General features: G+C 70.2%; 12 protein-coding genes. 6 read left to right on the forward strand and 6 right to left on the reverse strand.

Going from position 1 to position 12,312, the window contains the following annotated elements; translation table 11 throughout:
• Positions 1–132: 132 nt before the first annotated feature.
• The 4 genes from ACZ5WE_RS32285 to ACZ5WE_RS32300 all read right to left on the reverse strand — a co-directional run bounded on the left by ACZ5WE_RS32285 (position 133) and on the right by ACZ5WE_RS32300 (position 3,325).
• Positions 133–885: an LmeA family phospholipid-binding protein gene (locus tag ACZ5WE_RS32285; RefSeq protein WP_467695148.1), complete on the reverse strand. Its 753-nt coding sequence runs from the start codon at positions 883–885 to the stop codon at positions 133–135.
• 138 nt (positions 886–1,023) lie between these two features.
• A complete protein-coding gene (locus ACZ5WE_RS32290; RefSeq protein WP_467695146.1) occupies positions 1,024–2,187 on the reverse strand; it encodes a hypothetical protein in 1,164 nt (387 codons plus the stop codon).
• An 8-nt stretch (positions 2,188–2,195) separates the two neighbouring features.
• A complete protein-coding gene (locus tag ACZ5WE_RS32295; protein WP_160505846.1) occupies positions 2,196–2,450 on the reverse strand; it encodes a MoaD/ThiS family protein in 255 nt (84 codons plus the stop codon).
• Positions 2,444–3,325: an alpha/beta hydrolase gene (locus tag ACZ5WE_RS32300; protein WP_467695144.1), complete on the reverse strand. Its 882-nt coding sequence runs from the start codon at positions 3,323–3,325 to the stop codon at positions 2,444–2,446. Before ACZ5WE_RS32300 ends, ACZ5WE_RS32295 begins: the two co-directional genes overlap by 7 nt.
• Before the next feature lie 242 nt (positions 3,326–3,567).
• Between ACZ5WE_RS32300 and ACZ5WE_RS32305 the strand changes: the two genes are divergently transcribed.
• The 6 genes from ACZ5WE_RS32305 to ACZ5WE_RS32330 all read left to right on the forward strand — a co-directional run bounded on the left by ACZ5WE_RS32305 (position 3,568) and on the right by ACZ5WE_RS32330 (position 8,998).
• On the forward strand, positions 3,568–4,380 hold the full coding sequence (locus ACZ5WE_RS32305) for a response regulator transcription factor (RefSeq protein WP_467695142.1): 813 nt from the start codon (positions 3,568–3,570) through the stop codon (positions 4,378–4,380).
• Positions 4,381–4,403: 23 nt separating this feature from the next.
• Positions 4,404–5,426, forward strand: a complete 1,023-nt coding sequence (locus ACZ5WE_RS32310) for a LacI family DNA-binding transcriptional regulator (protein ID WP_467695140.1) — start codon at positions 4,404–4,406, stop codon at positions 5,424–5,426.
• Positions 5,427–5,542: 116 nt separating this feature from the next.
• Positions 5,543–6,565, forward strand: a complete 1,023-nt coding sequence (locus tag ACZ5WE_RS32315) for a S1C family serine protease (protein WP_467695138.1) — start codon at positions 5,543–5,545, stop codon at positions 6,563–6,565.
• Positions 6,566–6,593: 28 nt separating this feature from the next.
• The gene (locus ACZ5WE_RS32320; RefSeq protein ID WP_467695136.1) at positions 6,594–6,815 is read left to right on the forward strand and encodes a hypothetical protein; all 222 of its coding nucleotides are present in this window, start codon (positions 6,594–6,596) and stop codon (positions 6,813–6,815) included.
• 45 nt (positions 6,816–6,860) lie between these two features.
• Entirely contained in the window at positions 6,861–7,586 is a 726-nt protein-coding gene (locus ACZ5WE_RS32325) for a response regulator transcription factor (protein ID WP_467695134.1), read from the forward strand.
• A gap of 5 nt (positions 7,587–7,591) precedes the next feature.
• The gene (locus ACZ5WE_RS32330; RefSeq protein ID WP_467695257.1) at positions 7,592–8,998 is read left to right on the forward strand and encodes a HAMP domain-containing sensor histidine kinase; all 1,407 of its coding nucleotides are present in this window, start codon (positions 7,592–7,594) and stop codon (positions 8,996–8,998) included.
• A 1-nt stretch (position 8,999) separates the two neighbouring features.
• On the opposite strand, the gene ACZ5WE_RS32335 is transcribed toward ACZ5WE_RS32330, so the two are convergent.
• Positions 9,000–10,340, reverse strand: coding sequence for an LmeA family phospholipid-binding protein (locus ACZ5WE_RS32335; protein ID WP_467695132.1), 1,341 nt, complete (start codon positions 10,338–10,340; stop codon positions 9,000–9,002).
• A gap of 97 nt (positions 10,341–10,437) precedes the next feature.
• A complete protein-coding gene (locus tag ACZ5WE_RS32340; RefSeq protein ID WP_467695130.1) occupies positions 10,438–12,252 on the reverse strand; it encodes a bifunctional metallophosphatase/5'-nucleotidase in 1,815 nt (604 codons plus the stop codon).
• Between the last annotated feature and the right edge of the window lie 60 nt (positions 12,253–12,312).

Below are 12,312 nucleotides of genomic sequence, written 5' to 3' on the forward strand. Positions count from 1 at the left end.
GGGAACAGCGAAGCCGCCCGTTCGGGAGCGGGGGGCGGTCTTCGCCCCTGCCGCATCCACCGCGCGGACGGCTTCGTCTCGTACTGCGGAACGGTACTGCGGAACGGCCGCTCACCGCGGCCGTTCGGGTGCTCAGCCCGCGAGCTTCACGTTCGTGCCCTTGACCGAGATGTCCACGCCGTCCTGCGTCGGCTCCACCTCGTCGATCTTGATGCCGCCCGGCAGACCGCTGACCTTCTCCTCGAAGTCGGTCACATCGCGGACCATGCCCTCGGGGAGGGGGATCGAGACGCCCATGACCTCGAACTTCTTCGGGATCTCATCGGCGTTCACCTTGATCGTGTCGCCCTCGACCTCGACCGAGCTCAGCACGTGCACCGGCTTGGGCAGCTTCGCGCCGCCCTTGCTCACCTCGACCTCGACCTTGATCTTGCCGTCGCCGCCGTCCGAGAGCCCGACCACCTTGCCGGTGGCGCCCAGCGGCAGCTCGACGGGCGGCTCGCCCTGCGCCTCCTTGAGCAGCTCGTCGTACGAGATGTGGGCGGTGCCCGTGGCCTTGTCGGCGGTGGCCGAGCTGTAGTCGCCGGAGAACTCGACGCCCTGCATCCGGGCGTTCAGATCGGCGATGCGGATCTTGTCGGAGCCGGAGGTGGCGTCGTAGTTCTCGATGCCGATCTCGACGTCGTCGAGCGTGCCGCCCGCGACCTGGGTCAGGAAGGGAAAGCCCTTGATGGAGACGTCGGGCGTCTCGCTGAGCCCCTCGCTGGTACGCAGCTTCTCAGCCGCCTCGTCTTCGGCGAAGCCCACCGCGAGGCGGTCGGCGCCCACGAAGAGACCCCCCAGGATCACGAGGACGATCAGAAGTATTCGTACGGAGCGCTTCATGTCCGGTGTTCCCCCACCTTGTACCCCCGCTTGGCTGTCGTTGCCGCGAGCCTAAAGGACAGGTCCCCGGCGGGAGAGCCCGGCCGGGGACCTGTCGATCAGCTGTGACGATCAGCCGGTGCCGATCGGATTCCGTGGTCAGCCGATGGCACGCCCGAGCACGTAGACCGCCGGGGCCGCGGCGGCGAGCGGCAGGGCGACACCCGCCGTCATGTGCACGAAGCGGGACGGAAAGTCGTAACTGGCGACCCGGTGGCCGATCAGCGCGCAGACGCCGACCCCGAGGCCGAGCAGCGCTCCCTTGCTGCCCACGTCCGTCGCACCGCCGACGGCGATGCCGGCCCCGGCGGCGGCGAGCAGCGCGACGACCACCGAAGCGGGCGTCGGCAGGGGCAGCGCGCGGGCGATCACGGCGACCGCGACGGCGATGCCGCCCACCGTCACGGCTTCGTCCGACGCCGCGAGGTGCCCGGTGGCGATGATCGCGAGCGCGGCGGACACGACGGTCGCCATCAGCCCGTACATCCGCTCGTCGGCGGAGGCGCGGCTGCGCAGCTGGAGCACGAGGACGAGCAGCACCCAGATGCCGAGGGTGCCGAGGATCGCGGCGGGCGCGTTCTCCCTGCCGGTGACCAGCAGCGCGATGTCGGCGACGACACCGCCCATGAAGGCGAGCGCGATGCCCTGCCGGGCGGGCCACATTCCGTTGAGCCGGAACCATCCGGCGGCGGTGACGGCCTGCAGCAGGATCAGCGGTACGAGGAGTGCGTACTGCCCGACGGCGGCCGTACCGGCGAGCAGCAGCCCGAGGACGGCGGTCAGCGCCGCGGGCTGGATCCCCGGCTCTATGATCGGCGACCGCCCTTCGGCACGGGCCCGCTGGGCATCGGTGACCCGGGCGTTGCCGGTGGTGGTGGCGGGGCCGTAGGTGGCGGGGGGCTCTTCGTCTGCTGCCGCTACGGCGGCCTGCGGCTGCTGCGGTTGCTGCGGCTGCGGCTCCCCATACGACTGCGGGGGCAGGTAAGCCGTCTCCGTCACGTCCACCACAGGTGAGGGCTGGATCTGGGTGTCCCAGGTCTGCCCTTCCCACTGCTGGGTGTACGAGGGGTCCTGGGCGTACGAGGCGTCCTGGGCGTACGGCTGCTGCTGCTGCGGGTACTGATACTGGTACTGCTGCTGGGCGTACTGCTGGTCAGCGGGGTAAGCCTGCTGCTCCGGCGGGTAGGCCTGCGGCTCGGCGGGCGGATAGTCCCCCCGGTAGGGGTCGTAGTCCCCGTACCCCTCATAACGCGGATCGCTCATAGCGCTGCTCACCCTCCTGCGAACGGCGGGAGCACCTCGACCGTGCCGCCCTCGGCCAGCCGTACCGTCTCATGCCCACGGGTACCCACGGGGTCGCCGTCGATGAGGAACGAGCATCGCCGCAGTACGCGTACCAGCTCACCGGGGTGTCGCTCGCGCGCCGCGTCCAACGCCTCGGCGAGCGTCGTCGCCGCGTACGGCTCCTCCGCGACGCCCGCGGCTGCTTTGGCCGCGGCCCAGTAGCGAATGGTGCCGTTCACCATGGCAGCTCCTCTCCTTCGGCGGATGCCGGTCCTTCGGCGGTTGCCGACGTCCATGATGCCGTGGCCCACCCGGCGATCCGACCGAGCAGGGCGTCGTCCGCCGCGTTCTCCGCGTGCCCCATGCCCGCCTCGAGCCAGAGCTCCGCCCCGCCCCGCGCGGCAGCGGCCAGCATCCGGGGGTGGTCCACGGGGAAGTACGGGTCCCGGTCGCCGTGCACGATCAGCAGCGGCGTCGGCGCGATGAGGGGGACCGACTCCACCGGCGAGAGCGGTACGGGGTCCCACTCGTGCGGGTGGATTCGCGTGCGCAGACCCCAACGGCCCACCGCGCGCCCCGCGGGCCGCGTCACCACCCAGTGCAGCCGCCGCATCGGCGCCGTCCCCCGGTAGAACCAACGGGCCGGAGCGCTCACAGCGACCACCGCGTCAACCCGCGCTTCCGTGCGCCCCCCGTGCGCGGCACCCGCGAGCGCCGCATGCCGGAGCACCACGGAACCGCCCATCGAGAAGCCCACGGTCACCACCCGTGCGTGGCCGAGGGACCGCGCCCACTCCACCGCGGCCGCCAGGTCGAGCACCTCGCGGTCACCGACAGTGGAAAGCCCGCCCGACGCCCCGTGGCCACGGAAGGAGAACGTGATCACGGCTGCGGCCTCGGCGAAGACACCGGCAGCGCGCCGCACGTGCGGGCGGTCCAGATCTCCGGTGAAGCCGTGCGCGATCACGATCGCCAGGTCCGTGCGCGGGTCGGGACCGGGCTGGTACAGAGCGTCAATCACGACTCCGTCCCGTGTACGGAGCGTTGCGCTCTGCTGAACGCGAGTGATCGGCCGCACAGAAGATCGCGCGACTTGACCTGCCGGACCGGAACTCATGTGGGCTATTGTCCTTGGCAGAGGATCCGGGCAGCGAAGCCCCCGGGTCCTTTCGTGCTTTCAGACGCGTTGTGATCGACAGCGCGCCAGGGCCCAGGGCGCGGCCCCCGGAATCACGGCAGTACCAGGTAGTACCAGTACGAAGCAGTGCCGTAAACGTCCTCGCAGGACCGAGGAGGAACCGACGTTATGGGCGAGCGAAACGTGCACAACCGTAGGACGACCCAGGCAGGTGGGCGCGGATGAGTTCTCTGCTGCTCCTCACCAATGCCCTTCAGCCGTCGACGGAGGTGCTTCCCGCCCTCGGCCTGCTGCTGCACAACGTGCGGGTGGCCCCCGCCGAAGGCCCGGCCCTCGTCGACACCCCCGGTGCCGACGTCATCCTGATCGACGGCCGCCGTGACCTCCCGCAGGTCCGCAGCCTCTGCCAGCTCCTCCGCTCCACGGGACCCGGCTGTCCGCTCGTCCTCGTCGTCACGGAGGGCGGCCTCGCGGCCGTCACCGCCGACTGGGGCATCGACGACGTTCTTCTGGACACGGCGGGTCCGGCCGAGGTCGAGGCGCGGCTGCGGCTCGCGATGGGCCGCCAGTCGATCACCGCGGACGACTCCCCCATGGAGATCCGCAACGGCGATCTCTCCGTGGACGAGGCGACGTACAGCGCGAAGCTGAAGGGCCGGGTCCTCGACCTGACCTTCAAGGAGTTCGAGCTGCTCAAGTACCTGGCGCAGCACCCGGGCCGCGTCTTCACACGGGCCCAGCTGCTCCAGGAGGTCTGGGGCTACGACTACTTCGGCGGCACGCGGACGGTCGACGTCCACGTACGGCGCCTTCGCGCGAAGCTCGGTGTCGAGCACGAGTCGCTCATCGGCACCGTCCGCAATGTCGGCTACCGCTTCGTCACGCCGGAGAAGGTCGAGCGCGCCGCCGACGGGAAGCAGGCGAAGGCGGCGACTCCGCCGGCCGAGGGCGAGCACCGGGAGATCCCGCAGCGGGCGGCGGCACCTGTCGCGCCCGCGCCGAAGGAAGCTGTCGTACGACCTGCCCAGCGGTAGTTCCATCCGCGTAGACTCCGCGCGTGGCCAAGGTGACTCGGGATGACGTAGCGCGACTTGCGGGTACTTCCACCGCCGTCGTCAGCTATGTCATCAACAACGGACCTAGGCCGGTTGCCCCGGCCACGCGCGAGCGTGTACTCGCCGCGATCAAGGAGCTGGGGTATCGGCCCGACCGGGTCGCCCAGGCCATGGCGTCGCGGCGGACCGACCTCATAGGCATGATCGTGCCGGACGCGCGGCAGCCGTTCTTCGCGGAGATGACGCACGCCGTGGAGCAGGCGGCTTCCGAGCGCGGAAAAATGGTGCTCGTCGGCAACACGGACTACGTGGACGAGCGCGAGGCCCACTATCTGCGGGCCTTCCTCGGCATGCGGGTCTCGGGGCTGATCCTCGTCAGCCACGGCCTGACGGATTCGGCCGCCGCCGAGATCGACGCGTGGGACGCGCGGGTCGTACTCCTTCACGAGCGGCCCGAGGCGATCGACGACGTGGCCGTCGTCACGGACGACGTGGGCGGCGCGCAGCTGGCCACGCGGCATCTGCTCGAGCACGGGCACGAGTACGTCGCCTGCGTCGGCGGCATGGCTGAGACCCCGACCGTCGGTGACCCCGTGTCCGACCACGTCGAGGGGTGGCGCCGGGCCATGCGGGAGGCCGGGCGTTCGGTGGAGGGGCGCCTCTTCGAAGCGCCGTACAACCGCTACGACGCGTATCAGATGGCCCTTGAGCTGCTTGCCGGGCCGGACCGGCCGACGGCGATCTTCTGCTCCACGGACGACCAGGCGATCGGCATCCTCCGGGCCGCGCGGGAGCTTCGTATCGACGTGCCGGGTCAGCTCGCCGTCGCCGGGTTCGACGACGTGAAGGAAGCGGGCCTGACCGACCCGCCGCTGACGACGGTGGCTTCGGACCGCCCCGCGATGGCTCGCGCAGCGGTTGATCTTGTCCTGGACGACGGGCTTCGGGTCGCCGGTTCGCGCCGGGAGCGGTTGAAGCTGTTCCCCTCGCGCCTTGTGGTCCGCCAGTCCTGCGGCTGCAACTGACCCACGCCTGCGGGGCCGCTCGCCCCGGACGGCTTTATATGGGGCATACGAGGTTCTACCGGTGTTCTCAGGGCGCACTCAGCTGCCTCTCATGAACGCCCCGCAGCCTGGATTCCATGACAACCAGCGGCGAGTACCCCCAGCAGCACCAGTCGTCAGCGCCTGTGCACCATGGCGGTACGCAGGGCGCCTACCCGCCCCCGCCCGCTTTCGCACCAAAAGCGCCGGCACCGGAGGAGCCGCCGAAGCACCGGCGCCGCGCCAGGGGCCCCATGGCCCTGCTCGCCGCCGTGGCCATCGCGGCAGCGGCAGTCGGCGGCGGCACCGCCTACGCCTTCCAGGAGCTGACCGGCAAGGACGGCTCGTCGAGCAGCGCCACCAACACGAACGTCGTGCCCACCAGCCAGAAGGGCACCGTCTCCGGCGTCGCCGAAGCGGTCAGCCCCAGCATCGTGGAGATCAGCGCGAAGTCCGGCTCGGGCGAGGCCACGGGATCCGGCGTGATCATCTCGGAGGACGGCGAGATCATCACCAACAACCACGTGATCTCCGGTGCCTCGTCGGTCAAGGTGAAGACGAACGACGGGAAGTCGTACGACGCCGAGGTCGTCGGCACCGACAGCAAGAAGGACCTGGCGCTGATCAAGGTCGAGGGCGCGTCCGACCTCAAGCCCGCGAGCCTCGGCAACTCCGACAACGTCAAGATCGGTGACGACGTCGTGGCGATCGGCTCCCCCGAGGGTCTGACCGGCACCGTCACCAGCGGCATCATCTCCGCCCTCGACCGCGACGTGACCGTCTCGGCCGACCAGGACCAGGGCCAGGGCCAGCAGCAACAGCAGGGCGGCGGCAACTGGCCCTTCGAGTACGGCGGCGAGCAGTTCAACGGCGACACCGGCTCGTCGAAGACCACGTACAAGGCCCTGCAGACCGACGCCTCGCTCAACCCGGGGAACTCCGGCGGCGCCCTCATCGACATGAACGGCAACATCATCGGCATCAACTCCGCGATGTACTCGCCCAGTTCGTCGCAGGCCGGTGCCCAGTCGGGCTCGGGCAGCGTCGGCCTCGGCTTCGCCATCCCGATCAACACGGTCAAGGCCGACCTCGACACCCTGCGGGCCGGCTCGACCAACTGACCCCGAACCATCCTCCCTGGAGGCCCCCATGTCCGGACCGACCATCACCGTCCACCGCGCCCGGCACGCCCTCGCCGTCACCATCGGCTGGGGCCGCCCGGACACCGACCCGGCGGGCCTCGGCCTCCCCCTCGCCGTGGCCGGTGAACTGCACGGCGCCACCGCGGCCCGCGCCCCGGAGGTGGCCGCGGCCCAGGCGCCGCCCCGGCCCGCCGCACGCCGCAAGCCCCGCGCGCGCGTGCGAGGCTGATAGCGGCCCCGTCCACCACTCCGTACCCGAGGAAGTACCAAGCCGATGAGCCCCGCCGAAGGCGACCGCGAACAGCTGCGCATCCTGATCGTCGACGACGAGCCCGCCGTGCGGGAGGCACTGCAGCGCAGTCTCGCCTTCGAGGGGTACGGCGCGGAGGTCGCCGTCGACGGCGCCGACGCGCTGGAGAAGGCGGCGGCCTACCGCCCCGACCTCGTCGTCCTCGACATCCAGATGCCCCGCATGGACGGCCTCACCGCCGCGCGGCGGCTGCGCGCGACGGGCTCCGTGACGCCCATCCTGATGCTCACCGCGCGCGACACCGTGGGCGACCGCGTCACGGGGCTCGACGCGGGTGCCGACGACTACCTGGTCAAGCCGTTCGAGCTCGACGAACTCTTCGCCCGTATCCGGGCGCTCCTGCGCCGCAGCTCGTACGCCGCCGGCGCGGGCCGGGCCGAGGAGGGCGACACGCTGGCCTTCGGCGACCTGCGGATGGACCTGGCGACGCGTGAGGTCACTCGCGGGGCGCGCACGGTGGAGCTGACCCGCACGGAATTCACCCTTCTTGAGATGTTCCTCGCGCATCCGCGTCAGGTGCTCACGCGGGAGCAGATCCTGAAGGCGGTCTGGGGCTTCGACTTCGAGCCCTCCTCCAACTCCCTCGACGTGTACGTCATGTACCTGCGCCGCAAGACGGAGGCCGGGGGCGAGCCTCGGCTCGTTCATACGGTGCGGGGTGTGGGGTATGTGTTGCGGGGCGGCGAGTGAACAGGATGCTCCGGCGGCTGCGCTCGCTGCCGCTGCGGTCGCGGCTGGCGCTGCTGGTCACGGCCGCTGTCGCGGTCGCGGTCGCCGCGAGTGCCGTGGCCTGCTGGTTCGTCGTACGCAACGTGCTCGTGAACTCCCTGGACGACTCGCTGAGCGCCAATCGCCCCAGGGCCATCGATGTGTTGAGCCTGATCGACGAGGACGGGCGTTGCCTGCCGGGGGTGCCCAACCGGAACAACACCGACCTGGCCAAGTCGACGATCCAGGTGGTCGACCGGAACGGCAACAGCTGCTCCATCCTCGGCCAGTCCCTCAAGGTCACGGATGAGGACACCGCGGTCGCCCGGCACCAGTCCGGCGAGGTGTCCCGCAACGCCACGACGTCCAACGGTGCCTCGTACCGCGCCCTCACCTATCCCCTGGACTCCCCGCAGGGGCAGGGCCTCGCGGTGACTGTCGCCCGCCCTCTGAGCGAGGTCGACGACACCCTCGGCAATCTCACCCTGGTCCTCACCGTCGTCGCCGGAATCGGCGTCATCGGCGCGGGCGCCGCCGGCCTGTGGGTGGCCCGCGCCGGCCTCCGCCCCGTGGACGAGCTGACCGCGGCCGTCGAGCACGTGGCCCGCACGGAGGACCTGGACCTCCGCATTCCCGCGGACGGCGACGACGAGATCGCCCGCCTCTCCCGCTCCTTCAACTCCATGACCGCCTCCCTCGCCTCGTCCCGCGACCTCCAGCAGCAGCTCATCGCCGACGCCGGGCACGAGCTCCGCACCCCCCTCACCTCGCTCCGTACGAACATCGAGCTGCTCGCCCGCAGCGAGGACACCGGCCGGGCCATCCCGCCCGACGACCGCAAGGCCCTGCTTTCCTCCGTCACGGCACAGATGACCGAACTGGCCGCGCTGATCGGGGACTTGCAGGAGTTGTCGCGCACGGACAGCGGACAGGCCGGCAAGGTGCAGGTCATCGCCCTGCACGAGGTCGTGGAGGCCGCCCTGGAGCGGGCGCGTCTGCGCGGGCCCGAGCTGACGTTCACCGCGGACCTCGCCCCCTGGTACGTACGCGCTGAGCCCCCGACCCTGGAGCGGGCCATCGTGAACATCCTGGACAACGCGGTGAAGTTCGGGCCCCCCGGCTCCGCCGTCGAGGTGGCCCTGAGGGACGGCGCGCTGACCGTCCGCGACCACGGCCCCGGCATCCCCACCGACGAGCTCCCGTACGTCTTCGACCGGTTCTGGCGTTCCCCGTCGGCCCGCAGCCTCCCCGGATCGGGCCTCGGCCTGTCCATCGTGGCCCGCACCGTGCACCAGTCCGGCGGCCAGGTGGCGCTCCGGCCCGCCGATGGCGGCGGGACGGTGGCGACGGTCAGCCTGCCGGGAGCGCCCACCCCACCCCCCGCCACGGCGTGACCTACTTGCCGATGCTGAGCCCCGTACCGGTGAGACGCACCCGGATACCGTCCTTCTGCACGCTCACGTCCTGCAGCCACACGTTCCCCTTGCCCGGCAGCTTCGGCAGCTGGAAGGCGAGCGTGAGGCGGTCGGCGAGGACGGGGCGGGTGAGCTGGGAGAGCCCCTTGAGGAGCGCCGGGTCGAGGCCCAGCTTCTTCAGGAGCTCGGGGTGGCCCATCGCGACGTCGATGAGGTTCAGGCCCATCACGTCGTTGATGAAGCGCGGCGATCCGACGAGGTCGTGCAGCTTGGTGTCGCTCTTCAGGGCGCCGCTGACCACCGAGTCCGGCACCCCGAGCCGCTTGACGATCGACGGCACGGAGAGCAGCGCCTTGGCCTTGGCGGTCTCCTCGGCGAGGCGGTCCGCGGAGTCCTTGCTGAGGTGCAGGCCCTCGGACTCGCGGGTGCCGGGGCGGTAGGTCGCCAGGTCACCGATCTGCAGGCTCATCCTGCCGATGTCGGTGGAGATGCCGCGCTCGCCGTTGCGCTGGATGCGGGCGTCGGCGCGCAGCTTCAGGTCGTGGCCCGCGACGGGCAGGGTGCCGCGAGCGAGGACCTGGTCGCGGCCGTGGCCGGTGAACGTGACCTGGGACGCGCCCAGTTCACGGTTCAGGTCGTCGAAGGAGAGCAGCACCTCGCCCTTCATCTCGCGGATGAGGGCGCCCTTGATGTCGGTGGGCCCGTCGCCGGTGATCGTCACGTCCTCGGCGGTGGCGGAGACCTGGGCGAGCGAGATCCGGTCGGCCGCGACGTCCGGGACGGTGACCTTGACCTTGTCCACGCGCTTGTCGAGGACCTGGGTCAGGAAGGGGAAGCCCTCGATGTCGACCTCGGGCGCGGCGCTCAGGTGCATGGAGTCCTTGAGCTTCTCCGCGGCCTCGTGCTCGGCGTAGAGCAGGGCCCAGCGGTCACCGAGCGCGAGGAAGGCGGCGAGGACCACGAGGGCGACGACGGCTTTCCCCGCGAGCGGGAGTCCGGCGAAGCGGTTGCGGCGGCGACGGTTGCCGCGGCGGTGGTTCGGAGGCTGCCAGGGCGCGTCACCCTTGCCCGCCCCGGTCTCGGCCTCGTCGTCGGCCTCGTCGTCGGTCTCGCGGAGGAAGTCCTCCAGCGGGTTCGGTCCCGCGAGGGCGCCGAGCTCGTCGTACGGATTGAGCGGAGCGGTCGTCTCCGCGCCTGACTCAGGTGCTGCCGAGGGTGCTGCTGATGCTTCTGGGGGAACCGATGCGGCGTGCCAACCATCAGACGGATTAGCCTGGTTGTGATCGGGCGGAAGCGTGGCTATGCGGTGGGGGGAACGCATCAGCTGATTTCACCATACGTTCACACCCCGCCCCAAGCCTTACGCCCAGTAACCACCGATTTAGGCCACCTTCTGAGCGCGTCTGTTAACGCGTCATTCACTTCACGATGGTGATCCTGTCCGCCTTGGGCGGCGCGATCGGCTTGTCCGCCGAGGAGTTGGCGGTCAGGTAGTCGTTGAATGCCTTCAGGTCGTCGCTGCCGACCAGCGGCTTCGTGCCCTTGCCGAGCTCGGCGAAGCCGTCGCCGCCGCCCGCCAGGAAGGAGTTCATCGCCACACGGTACGTGGTGGCCGGATCGATCGCCTTGCCGCCCAGCTTGATCGAGTCCGTCACGACACGATCAGCGCCGGACTTCGTCATGTCCAGCGTGTACGTGAGGCCGTCCGAGATCTGCAGAATCTTCGGAGATGCCTCGTTCGACCCGCTGACCTGCTGCTTGAGGCCGGTGATCAGCTGCGCGCCGGTCAGGTCGACGAGATTGACCGTGTTGCTGAACGGCTGCACGGTGAAGCCCTCGCCGTACGTCACCACCCCGTCACCCTCGCTCCCGCTCGCCTTGTGGACGAGGTCGGAGCGGATGCCGCCCGGGTTCATCAGCGCGAGATCCGTCTCCGGATCGAGCGACTTGCCGTGCGCCAGCTGCGCGTCCGCGATCAGGTCGCCGAGCGGCGCCTCCGGGGTGGTGGCGCCACGGCCGGGGATGTCGGCGGAGATGAAGCCGACGGGCTTGTTGGCGACAGGCTCGGCCAGCTTGTTCCAGCGCCCGATGAGCGAGGTCATGTCCTTGGCCTTGGCCTGCTCACGGCTGACGACGTGGTTCGCGGACTTCACGCTCGTACGGACGATGTCCTTCGTCTTCCGGTCGTACGTGAGCGTCGTGTCCGTGTAGAGCTTCCCGTAGGACGAGGCGGACGTGACCATGCGGGGCTTGCCCGACGGGTCCGGGATGGTGCACACGTAGGCGGAGTGCGTGTGCCCGGTGACCAGGGCGTCGACCTTGGGCGTGATGCCCTTGGCGATGGCGGTGATCGGTCCCGAGATGCCGTCGCCCGCGCCCGGGGAGTCACAGTCGTAGTTGTAGCTCTGCGACGCGGGAGAGCCGCCCTCATGGAGGAGCGTGACGATCGACTTCACGCCCTGCTTGTCGAGGATCTTGGCGTACTTGTTGACCGTCTCGATCTCGTCGTGGAACTTGAGGCCCTTGATGCCCTCGGCGGAGACGATGTCGGGCGTGCCCTCCAGCGTCACCCCGATGAAGCCGACCTTGACGCCCTTGTTCTTCCACACCCAGTACGGCTTGAGGATGGGCTTGTCGGTCTTCTCGTCGGTCACGTTGGCCGCGAGGTAGGGGTAGTTCGCCCCCTTGAACTTCTTGCCCTTCTCGAAGCAGCCGTCCTTGGGGTGACAGCCGCCCTTCTGCATACGGGCCAGCTCCTTGGCCCCCTCGTCGAACTCGTGGTTCCCGACGCTGGTGACGTCGAGGTCGAGCTTGTTCATCGCCTCGACCGTCGGCTCGTCGTGGAAGAGGCCCGACAGGAGCGGGCTCGCGCCTATCAGGTCACCGGCCGCCGCCGTGACGCTGTAGGGGTTGCCCTTGCGGGCCGTACGAAGGGACGTGGCGAGGTACTCGGCACCGCCCGCGTCGATCTTCTTCTCGGTCCCGTCGGGCTGCTTCTCCGTCACCTGGCCCGACGATCCGGCCGGCGGCTGCAGATTGCCGTGGAAGTCGTTGAAGGACAGCAGCTGCACGTCGACGGTGCGCTTCTTGCCCGCCGCGTCCTGCCCGGAGGCCTGCCCGGCGTTCGCGGGCAGCGCGGCGGCCAGCGCACCGAGCGTGGCGAGAGAGGCCGCGGCGGCGAGCACACGGGTGGCGCGGCGTCTGGGCCGACGCAACTGAGGAGTGGCTGGCACGTGTCCCCCTGGGAAAGGTGTGAGACGACTGAGGGTGTGAGACAACGCGCAGCCTAAAGT

The sequence above is a fragment of the Streptomyces sp. NPDC033180 genome, assembly GCF_055577645.1.

Excerpts from the sequence above, each read along its gene's own strand:
- ACZ5WE_RS32285 (WP_467695148.1), bottom strand. The coding sequence starts at position 885 with ATGAAGCGCTCCGTACGAATACTTCTGATCGTCCTCGTGATCCTGGGG.
- ACZ5WE_RS32290 (WP_467695146.1), bottom strand. The coding sequence starts at position 2,187 with ATGAGCGATCCGCGTTATGAGGGGTACGGGGACTACGACCCCTACCGG.
- ACZ5WE_RS32295 (WP_160505846.1), bottom strand. The coding sequence starts at position 2,450 with ATGGTGAACGGCACCATTCGCTACTGGGCCGCGGCCAAAGCAGCCGCG.
- ACZ5WE_RS32300 (WP_467695144.1), bottom strand. The coding sequence starts at position 3,325 with ATGAGTTCCGGTCCGGCAGGTCAAGTCGCGCGATCTTCTGTGCGGCCG.
- ACZ5WE_RS32305 (WP_467695142.1), top strand. The coding sequence starts at position 3,568 with ATGAGTTCTCTGCTGCTCCTCACCAATGCCCTTCAGCCGTCGACGGAG.
- ACZ5WE_RS32315 (WP_467695138.1), top strand. The coding sequence starts at position 5,543 with ATGACAACCAGCGGCGAGTACCCCCAGCAGCACCAGTCGTCAGCGCCT.
- ACZ5WE_RS32320 (WP_467695136.1), top strand. The coding sequence starts at position 6,594 with ATGTCCGGACCGACCATCACCGTCCACCGCGCCCGGCACGCCCTCGCC.
- ACZ5WE_RS32325 (WP_467695134.1), top strand. The coding sequence starts at position 6,861 with ATGAGCCCCGCCGAAGGCGACCGCGAACAGCTGCGCATCCTGATCGTC.
- ACZ5WE_RS32330 (WP_467695257.1), top strand. The coding sequence starts at position 7,592 with ATGCTCCGGCGGCTGCGCTCGCTGCCGCTGCGGTCGCGGCTGGCGCTG.
- ACZ5WE_RS32335 (WP_467695132.1), bottom strand. The coding sequence starts at position 10,340 with ATGCGTTCCCCCCACCGCATAGCCACGCTTCCGCCCGATCACAACCAG.